Genomic DNA, 19917 nt, shown 5'->3' with positions numbered 1-19917 from the left:
AAAAACAATAGACTAACAAAAACTCCTATCTTATTTAGGAGTTTTTTTGGTTATATTTGTTAAAAATGATTTCCAATCCATTATGAATTTAAGTTTACGAACGGTAAATGTAACACGATATATTACTCCACTTAGAGAAGGTGGTTCTTTACCTGCTTTAGCAGAAGCAGATGATGATTTCAAATATGTTTTAAAGTTTAGAGGAGCTGGTCATGGTGTAAAAGCTTTGATTGCTGAATTTTTAGGTGGGCAAATTGCCAAATATTTAGACTTACCAGTTCCTGAATTAGTCTTTGCCAAATTAGATGAAGCTTTTGGAAGAACAGAAGCCGATGAAGAGATTCAAGATCTATTAAAATTTAGTCAAGGATTAAACCTAGGGTTACACTTTTTATCTGGTGCATTAACTTATGATGCTGCTGCTAATGATTGTGACGCTTTATTAGCTTCTAAAATTGTTTGGTTAGATGCTTTTATTACCAATGTAGATCGTACTTTCAAGAATACCAATCTATTAATTTGGAAAAAAGAACTTTGGCTTATCGATCATGGTGCTTCCTTTTATTTTCATCATTCATGGACTAATTGGGAAACTGCTGCAAAAACCCCTTTTGCACTAATAAAAGATCATGTTTTATTACCAAAAGCATCAAAAATGGAGGAAGTCCATCAATTATTTACTTCTAAATTAAATGCTACAATTCTAAAAGAAATAGTCAATCAAATTCCGGAAGATTGGTTACAATGGGAAGAATTATCAATATCTCCAGATGAAATAAAGGAAATTTATTTTCAGTTTTTATGCCTACGATTAGAAAATGCGAAATTATTTTTAAAACAAGCACAAGATGCACGAAAAACACTTATATGATTATGCTGTAATTCGTGTCGTACCTAGAGTAGAACGCGAAGAGTTTATTAATGTTGGGTTGATGCTTTTCTGTAAGCGTCAAAAATATTTACGCATACAATATCAAATTCCTACAGCAAAAATAACCTTATTTTGTCCGAAATTTGATTTAGAACAACTTCAAAATAATCTGGAAGCACTTGTTTCTATTTGTGAAGGGCAAAAAAAGGGTGGACCAATTGCCTTATTTGAAAAAGACGAAAGATTTAGATGGATTACTGCCATTAAAAGTTCAAGTATTCAAACCTCAAGACCGCATTCTGGATTTAGTGACAACTTAGATAAAACATTTGAAAAATTATATAACGAATTAGTTGAATAAAAGTCAAAAAATGAATACTATTTTAGAAACCCTACTTCAAGAACAAGAAAATGTTATAGTAATAGACGCTTCAATTCTTCATAAAGATTATGTTGCACTGGACTTATCAGCAAATCATACTGACCAATTGAATTTAAACCTTACCAATGCTACAATTTTCGAAGATTTTATTGAAGCTCATTTATCAAGTAACAATGCAAAAGTAGCTTTTGGTGGCTACCAAGAAATTCGGAATTTATATAAAAGAAGTACGGTTTTCAAAGATGAAATTACAGACGAACGTAATATCCACATAGGGTTAGACCTTTGGATAAAAGCAGGAACACCTGTTTTAGCTGCTTTAGATGGCAAAATACATAGTTTTCAAAACAATACTGCTCTAGGGGATTATGGTCCAACTATTATTTTAGAACATACTATAAACCATATAACGTTCCATACTTTATATGGTCATTTGAGTTTGGATAGCTTACAAGATAAAAAAGAAGGACAATCAGTAAAAAAAGGACAACAAATAGCTACACTTGGAGCTCCACCTATTAATGGTGATTATGCACCTCATTTGCATTTTCAGATTATAAAAGACATGGAAGGTAAAAAAGGAGATTATCCTGGTGTTAGTAGTAAAAAAGATTTAGACTTTTATACTAAAAATTGCCCAAATCCTAATTTTTTACTAAAGCTTTAATTTTTTGTTTAACTTTGAGTAATAACAATTTAAAACAAACGAAATGAAAAAATTTATTTTAACATTGGCATGCATGACAACATTATTACTAGTTTCATGCAAAGAATCTACACAAGATAAAGTAGAAGATGCAACTGAGGCAGTAGGAGATGAGATTGAAGCTACTACAGATGATGCAATTGATGCAATTGACTCTACAGCAACCAAAGTAGGAAATGATATTGAAGACGATGTGGAAGAAGTAAAAGAAGACATGAAATAGATTGTTTTTTTTCAATCTAAATTAAACTAAAAAGCTTCTAAAAGAATTAGTTCTTTAGAAGCTTTTTTTTATTTAGTAAATCAAATTACTCTATTATTTATCTTGCTAGCAAAGCTGTGTCAGTAAAATCAGTAAATAATCCATCTAATCCTAAATTATAAAAAGCTTGATATTCCAATATCGGATTATTGTGGTAATTACTCAATAGCCTTCTACTCTCATTCCTAAAAGTATAAGCATGAACTTCCAAACCTCGACTATGCGATCTCTTAATTAAATTATTAGGTGTAATTGCCTCCTTATCAGCATCATTTATTTTCCCATCTGCATTCATATCATCTGCTAAACCATCATTATTAGCATCTGTCCCTTTATAAGAAATAATAAACGGCTTCCAAGGTCCTATTCCATTGGCATAGGTTTTTACAAAATCTAATCCAGCATCTGTTGTAAAAAAACTATAATCACGAGTATCCCCTTGTAGATGCCAATCATAAGGTTTCCCATATGAAACAGTTTCTCCTGTAGGAACATCAAAAATCAAATCTCCATTTAAAGCTACATCATAACAACTTAATAATTGTATGATTTTTACAGTAGATTTTGATCTAATGTATTGTAAATTTGACACTTCAAAAGATTGCACATAAACTGGTGCAGATTCACTATTCCACCCTGCAGTAGTAAGTTCTTCTAATAATTTATCAGAAATTTTTAAGTTTAATGCTTCATGATAAGCTGGATGTTTTGTCTCTGGATAAATGCCAATAATTCTATTCAATTGAGCTGATTTTTCTTTAACTAACGTAATTACTTCAGTAAAAGTTGGTATTTCGTAAAGATTATTAAATTGTTGTGCCCTTTCAGAAAAAGCTTGTTTGGCTTTTAGTTGCTTAATTTCAGCTAAAGTAAAATCCGATACGAACCAGTCTTCAACCATAGCTCCATCAATATTTTTAGTTGTCTTTTTAGACGCAAAGGCTGAAATATCACCAACATTGGTAGTTCCTGACAACATAGGTTCATGCCTAACTACTAATACACCATCTAGCGTCATTACTAAATCGGGTTCAATGAAGTCTGCTCCTAACTCAATTGCTCTAGTATAAGACGCAATTGTATGTTCTGGCAAGTAACCAGATGCCCCTCTATGAGCAACAATTAAAGGGTCTTTTCCAGATAAAGTAGGATATTTTGATGATGAAGGAGCTACATTTTCTACTGTATCATCATTGTTGCATGCTAAAGCCAATAAGGCTCCAATCGAAAAAAAGATGTTTCTTAAAATCATTTTTATTGTATGTTTGTTTGAATAACAAAACACCTTATTTTTTTCTAATTCATGATTACTTGATTGTTAAATGTAGGTTATTAAAAAAAAATACTACTTCCAAGTAAATCTATCCTTTGAAAATTAAATTATTTCACAAAAAAACACCAAACTACAATTAGTTTGGTGTTTTTTTTTATGAAATTTAAAGAGCTATCCTCTAATTTTTTGTTCCCATTTCCAAGCGCTTTTTAAAGCTTCTTCTAGTGAAGATTGTGCTTTCCAGCCTAAAACGGTATTCGCTTTATCAGTATTGGCATAAGCTGAAGTAATATCACCTTCTCTTCTACCAACAATTTTATAATTTAATTTTTGATTTGACACTTTTTCAAAAGCAGTTATCACTTCTAAAACGGAACTTCCGGTTCCTGTTCCCAAATTAAAAATTTCTACCTTTTCTACATTTTGCCTTTTCAATAAACGTTGTAAAGCAATTACATGTGCTTTGGCTAAATCAACCACATGAATATAGTCCCTTATTGCTGTCCCATCTGGAGTTGCGTAATCATTTCCATAAACAGAAAGTTGTTCTCTTAAACCAATTGCTGTTTGCGTAATAAATGGTACTAAATTTTGCGGAACACCTAAAGGCAATTCACCTATTTCGGTCGAAGGATGTGCACCTATTGGATTAAAATAACGCAATAAAACAGCACTGATATTCGAAACCTTAGCCACATCTGTAATTATTTCCTCTCCTATTTGCTTGGTATTTCCATAAGGTGAAATAGCTGGTTGAACAGAAGCGTTTTCAGTAATTGGCATTTTTTCGGCTTGACCATAAACAGTACAAGAAGAACTAAAAATAAAACTAACATTTGGCAGTTCTTTTAATTCTTGTAAAAGATACACCAAAGCATTAATATTATTTTCATAATACAACAATGGATTTTCAACACTTTCTCCAACAGCTTTACTGGCTGCAAAATGTATCACACCGGCAATATCTGTGTACTTTTTAAATAAATCTTGAACTGAAGCTTTATCCCGTAGATCTATTTTTTCAAAAATGGGCTTCTTACCTGTAATAGTACTAATTCCATCTAAAACTTTTTCCGAAGAATTAGACAAATTATCTACTGCAATAACTTCAAAACCTTCATTTTGCAATTCAACAACAGTGTGCGAACCTATAAACCCTAAACCACCAGTAACAAGTATTTTCATTTTTGATTATTCGATTACTGGATTATTGGATTTTCGAACAATCTAATAATCCAAAAAACTAATTACACAAATTCTAAAATGGAATCTGTTATAAATTTAATTTGTCCGTCCTCTAATTCGGTATGCATTGGTAACGCAATTACTTCTTCACATAATTGATTGGTTACTGGAAAATCTTCTTCTTTGTAACGTGCATCAGCATATGCTTTTTGACTGTGTAAAGGAATTGGATAATAAATAGCACAAGGAATTTGTTTGTTTTGTAAATGAGTTAACAAACCATCACGTTTTCCGTTTGTAATGCGAATTACATATTGGTGAAAAACATGATCCTCAGTTAGTGAATCAAATTTTGGAGTAATAATAGTATTATTTTCAGCTAAGGCATTATTGTACTTATTAGCTGCTTCTCTTCTAGCCTTATTATAGTTGTCTAAATGAGGTAATTTGGCTTTTAGAACTCCTGCTTGCAGACTATCTAAACGCGAGTTTACTCCTACCACATCATGATGATATCTTTCATACATTCCGTGATTTACAATACCTCTTAAAGTGTGTGCTAATGCATCATCATTTGTAAAAATAGCTCCACCATCACCATAGCAACCTAAGTTTTTAGACGGGAAGAAAGAGGTAGCACCTACATGACCTATTGTTCCCACTTTCTTTTTTACTCCATCTTTATTGATAAAATCCGCTCCAATGGCTTGTGCGTTGTCTTCAATTACATATAGGTTATGTTCGTTTGCAATCTCCATAATAGCATCCATATTTGCTGCACGACCAAATAAATGTACAGGAACAATCGCTTTTGTTTTTGGAGTAATTGCTTTTTTAATACCTTCTAAAGAGATATTCATATTATCCATATCCACATCTACAAGAACAGGAGTCAATTGCAATAGCGCAATAACTTCAACAGTAGCTGCAAATGTAAAATCGGCAGTAATAACTTCATCTCCTGGTTTTAAATCCAATCCCATCATAGCAATTTGCAAAGCATCTGTACCATTAGCACAAGGAATTACGTGTTTCACTCCTAAATACTTTTCTAAATCAGCTTGAAATTGGTGCACCAAAGGACCATTAATATAAGTGTTGGTTTCTAAAACTTCTTGAATAGAAGCATTTACTTCCGTTTTTATTTTTTCATATTGACTTTTCAAGTCAACCATTTGTAATTTTTTCATTAGAATAAATTTGGTGACACAAAAATAAGAATTAATTATGATTAGGAGCGAATCGTTAGGCCTTTTTTGGTTTCCCCTATTCCTCTTTCTGTTACAATACCTTTGTCGAAGTTTAAAACTTTGACAAAGGTGATTTTTACTACAATCTGGGCTAAAGGACAATCGTCATTTGTAAAATAAAATACTTAATTTTGAAAAATATAATTTGACAGTCTAAACAGATTTGAAAACTTTTGAGAAGTTGTCAAATCTAATTCCAAAGCAATATAAAGAATGGCAAAAAAAGAACATTACTACACTCAATTTGAAAACAACCGCATCTATCATGTTTACAACAGAACGATAGATAGAAAACCAATGTTTAAATCTGATGAGAATTATGCTTTCTTCATTCGTCAATTTGATAAATATTTGTCAGCTTACATCAATATTTATACCTACAACTTAATTGGAAATCATTTTCATTTCATGATTCAGATTAAAGATTTAAGTGATTTGACAAATACAATAGTTAAGACAGATTTGACAACTTTTGAAAAGTTGCCAAATCTAAAAAAACAAAAAACCACACACGATATTGTAAGTCATCAGTTTAAAAAGTTTTTTCAAAGTTATGCCATGGCTTTTAATAAACAACAAAATAGAATTGGCACACTTTTTCAAACGCCTTTTAAACGCGTAGAAGTTCGAGATGAAGAATACTTACGAGAATTAATTTGCTACATACATACAAATGCTCAAAAACATCAAATTGTGAAAGACTTTAGAGAATGGAAATGGTTATCCTATCACAAAATACTTTCTAAAAAAGAGACTAAATTATTAAGAAACGAAGTAATAGAATATTTTAATGATAAAGAAAACTTTGAATATACACACCTTCTTTTTGCTAAAAAAATTGAAGAAAAAGAACGAGATTTTTTTATTGAAGATTAAAAATATTTGAACAGAACAGATTTGACAACTTTTAAAAAGTTGTCAAATCTACATAATAACAATAACAACAAGACAAATGCTTTTTTTATACAACATAATTACTATTCTTGCTTCACAAGTCCTAAAAATAGCACCTTTTTTCAGTCCAAAAATGAAACTTTTTGTAGAAGGACGTAAATCAGTTTTTACAGTCTTACAAAGTAAAATAACCACTAGTGATAAGACCATTTGGTTTCATGCTGCTTCACTTGGAGAATATGAACAAGGGTTGCCAGTGATGGAAAAAGTAAAAGAAAAGTATCCTACTCATAAAATCATAGTGACCTTTTTTTCTCCTTCTGGATATGAAGTTCGAAAAAACAATACTATTGCTGATGTTACGGTTTATTTACCCTTGGACACCAAAGTAAATGCTTCAAAATTTATAACGCTAGTGCATCCAGAAATGGTCATTTTCATTAAATATGAATTTTGGCCGAATTATCTAAATGAATTAAAAAAGAGATCCCAAAGTTTTGGAACTAAAACCTATCTAATTTCAGGTATTTTTAGAGAGAAGCAAGCTTTTTTTAAGTGGTATGGCGAATTTTATAGAAAAGCACTTCAAACTTTCGATTATTTCTTTGTTCAAAATGAAAAATCAAAAACACTCATTCAAAGTATTGGTTTTACCAATGTAAGAATTTCAGGTGACACTCGTTTTGACAGAGTGGTTTCTATTTTAGAAAGAGATAATTCTTTGGGTTTTATTGAAGATTTCAAAGACAATACAACAACAATTGTCATAGGAAGTTCTTGGCCAAAAGATGAAAATCTATTAGTTAATTTTATCAATCAAGCTTCCAATAATGTAAAATTTATTATTGCACCGCATAATATCAAAACAGAACAAATTCAAGAATTACAGCAATCCATTATCAAAAAAGCGGTGTTGTTTTCAAAAAAAGAAAACCAAAACTTAGCTGAATTTTCCGTTTTTATTATTGACACTATTGGCATTTTAACCAAAATTTATTCCTATGCAGATATTGCTTATGTGGGTGGTGGTTTTGGTAATCCTGGTGTGCATAACATTTTAGAACCTGCTACCTTTGGAGTTCCCATTGTTATTGGCCCTAATTATTCTCATTTTGCTGAAGCTACAGCTTTAGTCAATATGGAAGGTTGTATTTCTATTTCAAATGATACCGAACTGAAAAATGCTTTTGATTTATTACTTCAAAACGAAGATGAACGCTATGAAAAAGGTCATATTTGTAGCACTTTTGTTCAAATGAATAAAGGAGCAACTACTGTTATTTTAAAATATTTGGAATAAAATCACAAGCTCAACTTCTCTTTAAAAGCACTCGATTGTCTTCTTGAAATCTCTACTTTAATTTCTTTTGGTAAATGCACTAATAAATTACCACTAAACCAAGGATCAATTTGATTGGCAAACTGAATGTTTATAATTTGATTTCTATTGGCTCTAAAAAAGAATTCTTCTGGTAATTTAGATTCAATTTGGTTCAAAGATTTAGAAACAATAGCTTTTTCCTCTTTAAAAAACACTTTGGTATAATTCCCATCCACTTCAAACAAATAAATGTCTTCGATTTTTATCAACCAACATTTTTCTCCATCTTTAATAAAAATTTGATTGCTTAGGTTGAGTTTTTGACTGTTTTTAATTTCTTTTTCTTCAAGAATTCCTTTTACTTTTTCAATAGCTTGTGCAAACCGTTTTGAATTTATGGGTTTTAAAAGATAATCCAAAGCATTGTATTCAAAGGATTTAATAGCATATTCATCAAAGGCCGTTGTAAAAATTGTAATAGGAACGTTATCCAACATTTCTAACAATTCAAAACCGTCTTTTTCTGGCATATTGATATCTAAAAAAAGTAAATCGGGTTGTTTTTTTGTTATTACCTCATAGCCTTCGTCTACATTTTCCGCTTCACCTATAATTTCAATCTCTGAATGTGATTTTATCAATTCTTTCAATTCGTTTCTAGCCAAACGAGAATCTTCCACTATTACTGCTTTTATCTTTTTCATAGTTCTAAACAATTGGGAGTTTTATAATTGCTTTCACTGTATCGTCGGTTTCCTGAAGGCTAAACGCAGCCTCTTTTCCATACAAAAGACCAATTCTTTCTTTAATATTTTGTATCCCTAATTGGGTGGAATTAGCATCAATAACCAACTTGCCAGAATTACTTACTTCAATAACTAGGCTTTCATTTACAACACCTATTTCAAGTTTTACAATTCCACCATGTTTTCTATTAGCAATACCATGTTTTACAGCATTTTCAACTAGTAACTGAATAACCATAGGTGGAATTTGCCTCTGCATTATTTCAGGTTGAATCTCTTTTACAAACTCCAAACGGTCTTCAAGTTGAATTTTTGAAATAGCAATAAAATTATCGACCACCTCTATTTCTTCTTCAATCGAAATCGCATTAACATTATTTTTAGTCAACGAATAACGCAACATTTCTGACAAACGCGTAATCATTTCTCTAGATTTTTCAGGATTTTCAAGAATTAATCCTCTAATATTATTCAAACTATTGAACATAAAATGAGGGTTAATTTGCCCTTTTAAAGCATTTAATTTTGATTCTTTCAAAGTAGATTCCAATTCTAATCTAGTAATCTTTACAAGATTTAAATAATGATACACTTTAATGGAGGAAACCACAAAAAACCAAACCAAAAACGCTACAAAAAAGAAAGGAACATTTGCCAATTTCATTAAAAAAGTAAGTACCGTTGCATTTGATTTTCCAAAATAATACATACTTGGAATATCCACCATGGGCCACAACAAAAGATGGTAAATTACTTGTACTAAAAGAAATACTACTATTAAGAGTACTACTTTTTTGGTTTCAATTTTCGAAAAATCGATTAATTTTTCAAAAAAATACAAAATAATATAAGACAATATAAAACCTAAAATACCACATAAAACACCTTCTAAAATAGAATAATAAAAGGAATTCGTTTGTATAACTGTCCATTTATCCAAAACAAAAATACAATAGGATACCTTTTGAAAAGTTAAAGTAGCAAACACATACAATATCCAACCTATAAGATTGAATATGTGATATTTATAATTATCTATTAATTTCATTTTTTATCTAAAAAAACTTTGGCAAAACTTTTTTTTAGTTCTATTCAAAGTATCCTACAAAATTGTAAATTCTATTTCAAATTCAACATAAAAAGAAAAGAAGTCACTCTAGTTTAATGTTTTTTTTAAGCTACAATATAGAATTAATTATTGTGATTATTAGTTCAATTGTGATTTTGACGAATTTTATAATAAAGAGTATCATCTATTTTTATTTAATTGGTTTACATAGTAAAGAAGTACTTCACTATTTTAAAAGTTGAAAAGCCTATTACAAAACCTATTAATGTGGCTATTATAAGCACATTTGTCTTTTTTACATGTTTCATTTTGTTTGTGTTTTTATTATTATACTTCAAAAATAACTTTAAAAACTGCTTTATTTTTCTAAAAAATGACAAACGGTAATTTAGAAATGATGAGTGGCAATTTTTAACGAGATTAAAAAAATGTGTAAATTGCAGCACAATAAATAAAACAATTATGAAATTTTTAAAATTACTGATCTTATTATTTACTATTCCTATTTTCTCTCAACAAGGAGGTATGTGGATTCCCTCTTTATTAAAGGGAATGAATGAAACCGAGATGAAAAATCTTGGTATGAAAATGAAAGCTGAAGATATATACAGCGTTAACAAATCTAGTTTAAAGGATGCAATAGTGCATTTTGATGGTGGTTGTACTTCAGAAATAATCTCTAACAAAGGACTACTTTTAACCAATCATCACTGTGGGTATGATGCCATACAAAGTCATTCTACCTTAGACCATGATTATTTACAAGATGGTTTTTGGGCCAGAGACATTTATGCAGAACTTCCAAACCCTGGAATGGTTGCTACTTTAATCGTTAGTATAAATGATGTTACCGAAAAAGTACTTGAAGGTGTAGGTTCTTTACCTACTGAAATTGAAAAACAAAAGAAAATTCAAGAAAATATAAATACGGTACAAAATAACTTTCCAAAAGAATCTTGGCAAGACACAAGAATAAGAACGTTCTATGAAGGAAATCAATACATCCTTTTTGTTACAGAAACTTTCAAAGACATTCGTTTAGTAGGTGCACCACCTAGTTCAATAGGTAAATTTGGTTCTGATACAGACAACTGGGTTTGGCCAAGGCATACTGGTGATTTTTCTATTTTTAGAATATATGCCAATAGAGATAATAAACCAGCCGAATATTCACAAGATAATATTCCTTATACTCCCAAACATTTCTTACCTATTTCATTAGACGGAATTAGCGAAGACGATTTTACGTTAGTTTTTGGTTTCCCTGGAAGAACGCAAGAATACTTACCTTCTTTTGCCGTAGAACAAATTGTAAATACGTTAAACCCAGCAAAAATAGAAATAAGAGAAGCTGCTTTAAAAGTACAAGATGGCTTTATGAGAAAAGATAAAGCAATCAAAATTCAATATGCTTCAAAATATGCTAGTGTTGCTAATTATTGGAAAAAATGGATTGGTGAAAAGCAAGGTTTAGAAAAATCAAATGCTATTCAAATTAAAAAAGATTTTGAAAAAGAATTTCAAAAAAGAGTTGAAAAAGAAGGAAAAACAAAAGAGTATGGTTCTATATTAAAAGACTTTGAAGAAAGTTATGGAGAAATAACAGAATATGCTCTTGCCAGAGACTATTTCAACGAAGTAGTTTTAAGAAACACAGAACTTTTAAGTTTTGGTTACAAATTATATCAATTAGAACAATCCTATGCTTCAAAAGGAGAGCAATCGTTTAATGATCGCAGAAACAACTTATTAAAAAGCTTTGAAGAAGCTTACAAAAATTTCAATCCTACAGTAGATGAACAAGTTTTTGAACAATTGCTTTCGCTTTACTTAAGCAAGTCTCCTTATTCTCCTCCTTCACTTACTAAAGAAAATTTAAGCAAACTAACTTCTGAAGTTTATAAAAAATCGAAATTAACGACTTACGAAGGTGTAAAAGAATTATTAAAAGGAGATGCTAAATCTGCGATTAAAGATCTTAATAAAGACAATGGGTATGAATTAGTAAAATTATTAGCTAATCATTATACTGATAAAGTAATACCTATATATACTGAACTTAATTTAAAAATTAATGCCCTTCAAAGAGAATACATGAAGGCACAATTAGAACTTTTTCCAGATGCAAGATACTTTCCTGATGCAAACAGTACTTTAAGGGTCACTTATGGAAAAGTACAAGGATACAATCCTAGTGATGCTATTTACTATGAGCCTGTAACTCATTTAGACGGAATTATGGAAAAATACATTCCTGGTGATTATGAGTTTGATGTACCTACCAAATTAATCCAGTTGTATAAAAACAAAGATTATGGTATTTATGGCGAAGATGGTAAAATGCCTGTTTGTTTTATTGGAACAAATCATACCACAGGAGGAAACTCTGGAAGTCCAGCTATTGATTCCAATGGAAATTTAATTGGATTGAATTTTGACCGAGTATGGGAAGGAACTATGAGCGATATTCATTACGACCCAGAAATTTGTAGAAATATAATGGTAGACATTCGTTACGTTTTATTCATAATCGACAAGTATGCCAACGCAGATAATTTAATTGAAGAAATGAAATTAGTACATCCAAAAAATTCTAGTAAAAAATCTAAAAAAAGAAGGTAGATTTATTTTAGAAATTTGGCATGTAATTTGCTCATAATGAACACAAGAGTGAAGAGTAAAAAAAATTAAAAAAAAAGTCAAAAAATATTTTGACAAGTCAAAAAATTTATATCTTTGCTCCGAATTAATAATTAACCTTTTATAATTTAGTAAGATGAAAAAAGTTGTTTTAAGTTTAGCATTCGTTGCTATGATGTTCGTTTCTTGTAAAGAAACTGAGGCTACTCCAGAAACTACAGAAGAAACTGTTGAAGCTGTTGAAGCTACTACAGAAGAAGCTGTTGAAGCTGTTGAAGTTGCTGCTGATACTACTGCTACTGTAGTTGAAGAGACTGCAACTGAAGTTGTTGAAGAGCCTGCTAAGTAATTTATTGCTGACAGAAAAAATAAAGCTCCACTAGTGGAGCTTTTTTTATGCTTTATATTTTCCTTTTTGCGTTTATTCAAAAGTAGCAAAGATATCATCCTCTGCTGAAAAATCCAGAATTTCAGCTAAAACACCATATTTTACAAATTCATCAATCCCTTTTTGCAATAACAACTGTGTAGAATATTTACGGCTAACGGCTATTTGTTTCTCATTTAATATTATTCTAAAAAAAAACTTTCCGTTTCCAGAACGAAATCGCATAAAAACTAAATGCTCAATATTCTCTTGAAGATGTGTAATATGTTCCTCACACTCAAAACGTAATTCAAAACTATTACTTGTAAAAATAGTCTTCCCTTTACGAGAAGTTAATTCGTACTTATATTCTCCATTTAATCGCTTTGTAATAACAAAAGTAGCCATAAAGTTATTTAGTTAATTGCAGTGTTGTGCAAAATACTATTTTGAATTCAAGTAAAAAATATTTTTCAGAAGAAGTTATTAAGAAAATCGTATACTTCAAACTTATCTTCCTCTAAAACCTACAGCATCTTTACAACATTTTAGTCCTCTAAGAAACATACTTGTAGAATTATTTCTGTATTCCATACATCTTACCTTGCTTTCTTATGCTCTTTCTACAGCTTATTTTCCATTTCATCTAAAAAAAGGGGAAATATCCGCTATTATTTACAGGTATAAACCTCTTTTAATCAAATGATTACAATATTACCTTTACATCATTCTAGACGTAAGCCGAAAAGTCAGCAATAGAGTAGGTAATCTAAAAACTTAAAAAAAAATGAAAATTAAAACAATTAGTCTAATCGCAAGTCTTACATTGGGAGTATTGATACTGTCGCAATGCAAACCAGAAAAATCATTATTATACAATGAATCAGGAAATTATTTAGTAGATGGGAACTTCCTCATCCAGAACACAAAAGAAATCTCTGCAGGAGATATCAACAAATTACTTTCTTTAGACAAAGAGTATGCAGACATTACTAAAGGAAAAGCTTTTCTCTCTTATATTGTGCATACACAACAAATTCAGCATCTTCAAAGAATTCAAAAATTAGATAAAATATCCCGAATTCAAAAAATCAACTTTATCCACAAAGGGTGTTTTGAAAAAGCCGAAATTGATTGGTCACAATTTGGGGAACTAAAAAACCAATTGGATCTTATTCTAGACAAATACAAACCAACATTAATCAATGGGAATATAGCAATTGCAAACAATCAAATTGCTACTAAGGCTGTCAGAATGAACGACAAGGATATTTCTACTTTATCAGGTTTTTCTATCTATGGTCTTGACGATGCTAATATCTGTGGAGATTTCATGGGTGTTAATAAATACTCTAGAGTTTTATTTAGAGTAAACACTGTGGCTCCTGACAAAGATTTACAAACTCGTTTGGAAGGTATAATCAAACAGTACCGTTAAAATCAATTAGATAAGACTGGTTTTCAAACCAGTCTTATACTTATTAAAACTCATACAATGAAAAGAAAAGCACAATTAGCAGGCATATTTACTGTTATTCTATTGGTTTTTACAGTAGGATTAAAAGGTACATTCGATGGCTACTATGGGTTTTATTATGCTGAGAAAGAATATAAAAAACCACTAGCATTCACTCTCTCCGAAGAAATAATTAAACTAAAACCTGTCAGTATATTTCTATCCTATACAGGTTTTGATACTGGATACAGTTTTTTTGCTCCAAATGTAGCTAGCGACTTTGTTTTGCTCTTTGAATTAAAAGACAAAGAAGGCAATATTATCGAAAATAGAATTATGCCTAGATTTAAAAACAAAGAAAGCATCACTCGATACACTTCTGTCTACAACATGTTCCTAGATAAGATTGCTGCAGAAGGAGGCACTATAAAAGACAATAAATACCAACAGTACTTAGACATTATCGTCAAACAAATAGCTATTGCTGTAAAAAAAGAAAATCCAAATACCGATCAAATAATAGCTCGGTTATATTTATACCATTACCCAGATTTGAAAAGTTATCAGAAAGGAGAAAAATCAGAAAAACTTATCCTTATTGGCGAATACAAATAAATTTACAAATGAAAAAACTAGCAAAAATCTATCATAAAGTAGAACACTTTTTCTTTGATTCTAAGCATAATTCTGAATTTCTATCCTTTTTCAGAGTAGCTGCTGGAATTGTTATACTATTGCATTTCATATCCATATTCAATGATTTTGACCAATTCTTTTCTAGCAAAAGTATAATCCCTCCAGATATCATGGCCACTTTTAATCAAGATTGGCAATTCACATTCCCTTTACTAGTGAAACAGATAGAAAACATAGGCATCTCAGAAGCCACAACTATTATAGTCACTAAAACAACATTTCTCTTACTATGTGTCTGTATTATCATAGGTTTCTACTCGAGAATCAGTGCTTTTATATTGCTCTTTATTCAAGTTTTATTAATGAAAGGCAGCACCTTTTTCATTTATGGAGCCGACTTTTTTTCCAGTATGTCTCTGTTTTATTTAATTTTATTCCCTTCAGATTCTTATTTTTCTATTCGTAACTTTTTCAAATCAAATCAAAAGAAAGAGGTTAATTATATGCCCGTAAAGCGACTTTTTCAAATACACATTAGCATTGCTTATTTCTTCTCTGGTTTTGATAAATTAATGGGATTCAATTGGTGGAATGGAGAATCTATCTGGAAAGCCATTCATTTACCTTATGCCAATAGAGATTTTAATTTTGACTTTTCATGGATGGCAGATCATTCTTTTATTCTCATTATTATAGGTTGGTCCACAATACTTATAGAAATGTGTTATCCTTTATTTGTATGGATTCCAAAAACAAGAAAACTATGGATTGCTTTAACAATTTCAATGCATATCGGAATCGCTTTGGTACTAAATCTTTATTATTTTTCAGCCATTATGATTGTTTGGAACCTAACAAATTTTTATTTTGAAAATCCTGATACAGTGACCAGTAAACACTCTCTTTTTCATTTTTTACAACGCAAAAAAAGGAATGTAGTAGCGCTTACTTCATTTTACAGGAATTAGAATTATAACAAGAAAAAGTAAAGCAAAATTAAATAAGAATATAAAAAACTAGTACTCAAAGCATAGGAATCAAGGCAGCTTCGATACTTCGGAGTTGAATCCGCACTCCTATAGCTTTAACTCTATGTTGTTTAAAAAATTAACAGAAACAAAAAAAGCTCCAAACATAGTTTGAAGCTTCTTGTACTCAAGGCGGGACTTGAACCCGCACGGGCATTACTACCCACTGGATTTTAAGTCCAGCGTGTCTACCAATTCCACCACTCGAGCGTTTTTTTTACTTTTATAATGCAGCACTAATTTTTAAAAAAAATTAATTAAAATCTACACCACTCGAGCAAATATATTTTTACTTTTATGATGTAACACTAATTTTTATAAAAAACTAATTAAAACTTACACCACTCAAGCAATTATTTTGTATTTGGTAAACTCTTTTCAATAAAAATCAGGACGACTTAAAAATCATTTCCCTGATTGCGAGTGCAAATATAATCCTTTTAATTAACCTCACAAATTAATTCGACTAAAAATGTTTCAAAAACGCAATTGGAATAAAAAGCTATGATAACTATATGAAGTATACTTACCTTTAAAGATCCAATAGCAAAAAACATAGTTTGAAGCTTTTGTTCCGAAGTATCAGAATCAAGGCAGCTCCGACACTTCGGAGTTGAATCCGCACTCCTATAGCTTTAACTCTATGTTGTTTGAAAAATTAACAGAAACAAAAAAAGCTCCAAACATAGTTTGAAGCTTCTTGTACTCAAGGCGGGACTTGAACCCGCACGGGCATTACTACCCACTGGATTTTAAGTCCAGCGTGTCTACCAATTCCACCACTCGAGCAAGTGATTTTTTTACTTTTATGATGTAGTTACTAATTTTTAGAAAAAATTAATTAAAACTTACACCACTCGAGTAACCTGTTCCTTTTATGATGTAGTACTAATTTTTAGAAAAAATTAATTAAAACCTACACCACTCGAACAACCTGTTCTTTTTATAATGATGTACTAATTTAAAAAATTAAAACCTACACTATTTAAGAACTTTTTGGTAATTGGAGCGAAAAACGGGGTTCGAACCCGCGACCTCGACCTTGGCAAGGTCGCGCTCTACCAGCTGAGCTATTTTCGCATTATTTATATTTATGAACGTTACAACTACTAGATAAATCCCTCATTGCGGATGCAAATATAACACCTATTTTTTTTTCTACAAGGATTTTTGACGAAAAAATATAAAAAAAATGCAATACATTGATTACTAAATCATTATTTTTTAGTCAGCATTCGTTTTATTTCGTTCAATTTCATCAAAGCTTCCACAGGTGTAAGCGTATTAATATCAATATTGATAATTTCCTCTTTAATTTCTTCTAATAAAGGATCATCTAAATTAAAAATACTCAGTTGCATCTCCTCTTTTTCGCTCTTAATCCCGTTTAAAGCATCGCTAGAATGATCTTTCTCTAATTTCTTTAATAATTTTTCCGCTTTCTGAATCACTAATTGTGGCATTCCAGCCATTTTAGCTACATGAATACCAAAACTATGAGCACTTCCTCCTTTAACTAATTTACGAATAAATAAAACGGTATCTTTTAACTCTTTGACGGAAACATTGTAATTCTGAATTCTATCAAAAATAGCTTCCATTTCATTCAATTCGTGATAATGGGTTGCAAAAAGTGTCTTTGGTTTATTGGGATGTTCGTGCAGATATTCAGAAATAGCCCAAGCAATTGAAATTCCATCATAAGTAGAGGTTCCTCTTCCAATTTCATCTAACAACACTAAACTTCTGTCTGAAATGTTATTCAAAATCGAAGCCGTTTCGTTCATTTCGACCATAAAAGTAGATTCGCCCATAGAAATATTATCACTCGCTCCTACTCTAGTAAAAATCTTATCTACCACACCCATTCTAACGGCTTCTGCTGGAACAAAACTTCCCATTTGAGCCAAGAGCACAATTAAAGCCGTTTGTCTTAAAATAGCCGATTTACCCGACATATTAGGCCCTGTAATCATAATGATTTGTTGGGTTTCGTTGTCCAAAAACACATCATTGGTAATATAAGGCACACCCACTGGCAATTGTTTTTCAATTACTGGATGACGTCCTTCTTTGATTTCCAAATCAAAACTGTCGTCAAAAATAGGTTGAACATACTTATGTTCGATAGCCAATTGAGTAAACGAATTCAAACAATCCAATTGAGCAATTAAATTCGCATTATGTTGCACGGGTTTAATATACGTTGCCATCCAATTTACCAATTGTTCGAACAACTGACTCTCTAATTGTTGGATTTTATCTTCAGCTCCTAAAATTTTACTTTCGTATTCTTTTAATTCTTCTGTAATATAGCGCTCTGCACTCACTAAAGTTTGTTTGCGAATCCAATCGGCTGGTACTTTATCTTTGTGGGTATTTCGCACTTCAATATAATAACCAAATACATTATTAAAAGACACTTTTAAAGAAGTAATTCCTGTTTTCTCACTTTCGCGAAGTTCTAAGGCTTCTAAATAGCCTTTTCCTTGGGAAGAAATCGCTCGTAATTCATCTAATTCTGCATTTACTCCTTTAGCAATCGCGTTCCCTTTGTTTACATGAACAGGAGCGTCTTGATTTAAAGTCGTTTTTATCTTTTCGCGTAGCAATTCGCAAGCATGCAAACTATCTCCTATTACTTTTAAAGCTTCATTTTTACTTTGTAAAGCCAATTCTTTTATGGGAATAATCGCGTTCAAAGAATCATTTAAATAGGTCACTTCTCTTGGAGAGACTTTACCTGTAGCCACTTTGGAAATCAAACGTTCCAAATCGGAAATTTGCTTGATTTGATATTGTATTTTTTGTAAGGTTTCCTGATTGTCTTTCAAATAAGCCACCACTTCATGACGGCTTTGTATTTTATTCACTTCTTTTAATGGCAGTGCTAACCATCGTTTCAATAAGCGCGAACCCATTGGCGAAAGCGTTTTATCAATCACATCTAAAAGCGTCACTGCATTTACATTGGTAGAATGATACAATTCTAAATTGCGAATGGTAAAACGATCCATCCACACATAAGCATCTTCTGCAATGCGTTGGATATTGGTGATGTGTTGGATTTTGTTGTGTTGGGTTTCCGACAAATAATACAACACCGCACCCGAAGCAATAATTCCTTCTTGCAATTCTTCGATACCAAATCCTTTTAGCGAATTGGTTTGAAAATGTTTGGTTAAAGTTTCTACTGCATAATCTTCTTTGTACACCCAATCTTCTAAAAAGAACACGTGAAAATCCTCTCCAAACACTTCTTTAAACTGATTCCTATTTTGTTTGGGCACCAAAATCTCACTTGGACTGAAATTTTGTAACAACTTATCGATGTATTCTTCGTTCCCTTGAGCGGTTAAAAACTCTCCTGTTGACACGTCTAAAAAAGCAATTCCTAGCGTTTTCTTACCAAAATGTACCGAAGCCAAAAAGTTATTGGATTTCGAATGCAATACCTCATCATTCATGGAAACCCCTGGAGTTACTAACTCTGTTACACCTCGTTTCACAATGGTTTTAGTCATTTTAGGATCTTCTAATTGGTCACAAATCGCAACTCTAAGTCCTGCTTTTACTAATTTGGGTAAATACGTATTTAAGGAATGATGGGGAAAACCAGCCAATGCCGTTTCACTATCAGAACCTGCTCCCCTTTTGGTTAAGGTAATTCCTAGAATCCCTGCAGCACGAACCGCATCTTCTCCAAAAGTTTCATAAAAATCACCCACACGAAACAGCAAACAAGCATCTGGATATTTGCGCTTAATTTCGTTGTATTGTTTCATCAAAGGGGTTTCCTTTTTCTCTTTCGTTTCCGCTGCTTTTTTAGCC

18 protein-coding genes and 3 tRNA genes are annotated in these 19917 nt (G+C 31.2%); 11 read left to right on the top strand and 10 right to left on the bottom strand.

The window, feature by feature from the left end; translation table 11 throughout:
* The first annotated feature begins 82 nt into the window (after positions 1–82).
* From FIA58_RS11945 to FIA58_RS11930, 4 genes are read left to right on the top strand one after another with little or no spacing between them, the layout of a single operon-like run.
* Positions 83–871 carry a HipA family kinase gene (locus tag FIA58_RS11945; protein ID WP_140962717.1) on the top strand — a complete coding sequence of 263 codons (789 nt, stop codon included), beginning with the start codon at positions 83–85 and terminating at the stop codon, positions 869–871.
* Positions 849–1232, top strand: coding sequence for a DUF3037 domain-containing protein (locus tag FIA58_RS11940; RefSeq protein WP_140962716.1), 384 nt, complete (start codon positions 849–851; stop codon positions 1230–1232). Before FIA58_RS11945 ends, FIA58_RS11940 begins: the two co-directional genes overlap by 23 nt.
* Before the next feature lie 10 nt (positions 1233–1242).
* Positions 1243–1920 (top strand): peptidoglycan DD-metalloendopeptidase family protein, encoded by a 678-nt coding sequence (locus FIA58_RS11935; protein WP_140962715.1) that lies wholly within the window; start codon positions 1243–1245, stop codon positions 1918–1920.
* A 43-nt stretch (positions 1921–1963) separates the two neighbouring features.
* Positions 1964–2182: a hypothetical protein gene (locus FIA58_RS11930; RefSeq protein WP_140962714.1), complete on the top strand. Its 219-nt coding sequence runs from the start codon at positions 1964–1966 to the stop codon at positions 2180–2182.
* Positions 2183–2279: 97 nt separating this feature from the next.
* On the opposite strand, the gene FIA58_RS11925 is transcribed toward FIA58_RS11930, so the two are convergent.
* The 3 genes from FIA58_RS11925 to FIA58_RS11915 all read right to left on the bottom strand — a co-directional run bounded on the left by FIA58_RS11925 (position 2280) and on the right by FIA58_RS11915 (position 5869).
* On the bottom strand, positions 2280–3473 hold the full coding sequence (locus tag FIA58_RS11925; RefSeq protein WP_208022801.1) for a glycerophosphodiester phosphodiesterase: 1194 nt from the start codon (positions 3471–3473) through the stop codon (positions 2280–2282).
* A 192-nt stretch (positions 3474–3665) separates the two neighbouring features.
* Entirely contained in the window at positions 3666–4679 is a 1014-nt protein-coding gene (gene galE, locus FIA58_RS11920) for a UDP-glucose 4-epimerase GalE (RefSeq protein ID WP_140962713.1), read from the bottom strand.
* A 62-nt stretch (positions 4680–4741) separates the two neighbouring features.
* A complete protein-coding gene (locus FIA58_RS11915) occupies positions 4742–5869 on the bottom strand; it encodes a DegT/DnrJ/EryC1/StrS family aminotransferase (protein WP_140962712.1) in 1128 nt (375 codons plus the stop codon).
* Positions 5870–6142: 273 nt separating this feature from the next.
* Here FIA58_RS11915 and FIA58_RS11910 point away from each other — a divergent pair, with 273 nt between their 5' ends.
* Together FIA58_RS11910 and FIA58_RS11905 are read left to right on the top strand one after the other, a co-directional pair.
* On the top strand, positions 6143–6805 hold the full coding sequence (locus tag FIA58_RS11910; RefSeq protein WP_140962711.1) for a transposase: 663 nt from the start codon (positions 6143–6145) through the stop codon (positions 6803–6805).
* A gap of 76 nt (positions 6806–6881) precedes the next feature.
* Entirely contained in the window at positions 6882–8123 is a 1242-nt protein-coding gene (locus FIA58_RS11905) for a 3-deoxy-D-manno-octulosonic acid transferase (protein WP_140962710.1), read from the top strand.
* 2 nt (positions 8124–8125) lie between these two features.
* Here the strand turns inward: FIA58_RS11905 and FIA58_RS11900 are convergent, their stop codons facing one another.
* Together FIA58_RS11900 and FIA58_RS11895 are read right to left on the bottom strand one after the other, a co-directional pair.
* Positions 8126–8848 (bottom strand): LytR/AlgR family response regulator transcription factor, encoded by a 723-nt coding sequence (locus tag FIA58_RS11900; protein ID WP_140962709.1) that lies wholly within the window; start codon positions 8846–8848, stop codon positions 8126–8128.
* Positions 8849–8852: 4 nt separating this feature from the next.
* Positions 8853–9938 (bottom strand): sensor histidine kinase, encoded by a 1086-nt coding sequence (locus FIA58_RS11895; RefSeq protein WP_140962708.1) that lies wholly within the window; start codon positions 9936–9938, stop codon positions 8853–8855.
* A gap of 483 nt (positions 9939–10421) precedes the next feature.
* On the opposite strand from FIA58_RS11895, the gene FIA58_RS11890 reads away from it, so the two are divergent.
* The gene (locus FIA58_RS11890; RefSeq protein ID WP_140962707.1) at positions 10422–12581 is read left to right on the top strand and encodes a S46 family peptidase; all 2160 of its coding nucleotides are present in this window, start codon (positions 10422–10424) and stop codon (positions 12579–12581) included.
* A 154-nt stretch (positions 12582–12735) separates the two neighbouring features.
* Positions 12736–12948, top strand: a complete 213-nt coding sequence (locus FIA58_RS11885) for a hypothetical protein (protein ID WP_140962706.1) — start codon at positions 12736–12738, stop codon at positions 12946–12948.
* 72 nt (positions 12949–13020) lie between these two features.
* Here FIA58_RS11885 and FIA58_RS11880 read toward each other — a convergent pair whose 3' ends face one another.
* Complete coding sequence (locus FIA58_RS11880; RefSeq protein WP_140962705.1) at positions 13021–13374, bottom strand: DUF1508 domain-containing protein; 354 nt, start codon at positions 13372–13374, stop codon at positions 13021–13023.
* Between the two features lie 379 nt (positions 13375–13753).
* Here FIA58_RS11880 and FIA58_RS11875 point away from each other — a divergent pair, with 379 nt between their 5' ends.
* Genes FIA58_RS11875 through FIA58_RS11865 form a run of 3 tightly spaced genes read left to right on the top strand, consistent with a single transcriptional unit; the run spans position 13754 to position 16026 of the window.
* Positions 13754–14404: a hypothetical protein gene (locus tag FIA58_RS11875; RefSeq protein WP_140962704.1), complete on the top strand. Its 651-nt coding sequence runs from the start codon at positions 13754–13756 to the stop codon at positions 14402–14404.
* Positions 14405–14461: 57 nt separating this feature from the next.
* Positions 14462–15037 carry a hypothetical protein gene (locus FIA58_RS11870; protein WP_140962703.1) on the top strand — a complete coding sequence of 192 codons (576 nt, stop codon included), beginning with the start codon at positions 14462–14464 and terminating at the stop codon, positions 15035–15037.
* 8 nt (positions 15038–15045) lie between these two features.
* Positions 15046–16026 carry an HTTM domain-containing protein gene (locus FIA58_RS11865; protein WP_140962702.1) on the top strand — a complete coding sequence of 327 codons (981 nt, stop codon included), beginning with the start codon at positions 15046–15048 and terminating at the stop codon, positions 16024–16026.
* Positions 16027–16210: 184 nt separating this feature from the next.
* Here FIA58_RS11865 and FIA58_RS11860 read toward each other — a convergent pair.
* From FIA58_RS11860 to mutS, 4 genes are all read right to left on the bottom strand, one after another.
* A tRNA-Leu gene (locus tag FIA58_RS11860) sits at positions 16211–16296 on the bottom strand.
* A gap of 493 nt (positions 16297–16789) precedes the next feature.
* Positions 16790–16875: transfer RNA gene (locus tag FIA58_RS11855), tRNA-Leu, on the bottom strand.
* Positions 16876–17090: 215 nt separating this feature from the next.
* Positions 17091–17166, bottom strand: a tRNA-Gly gene (locus FIA58_RS11850).
* A gap of 137 nt (positions 17167–17303) precedes the next feature.
* The gene (gene mutS, locus FIA58_RS11845; RefSeq protein WP_140962863.1) at positions 17304–19871 is read right to left on the bottom strand and encodes a DNA mismatch repair protein MutS; all 2568 of its coding nucleotides are present in this window, start codon (positions 19869–19871) and stop codon (positions 17304–17306) included.
* Between the last annotated feature and the right edge of the window lie 46 nt (positions 19872–19917).

Origin of the sequence: Flavobacterium jejuense, from assembly GCF_006491595.2 — a bacterium.
Classification (GTDB): domain Bacteria; phylum Bacteroidota; class Bacteroidia; order Flavobacteriales; family Flavobacteriaceae; genus Flavobacterium; species Flavobacterium jejuense.
The sequence above is the reverse complement of the archived record's forward strand: the minus strand, read 5'-3'. Positions and strand labels throughout refer to the sequence as shown.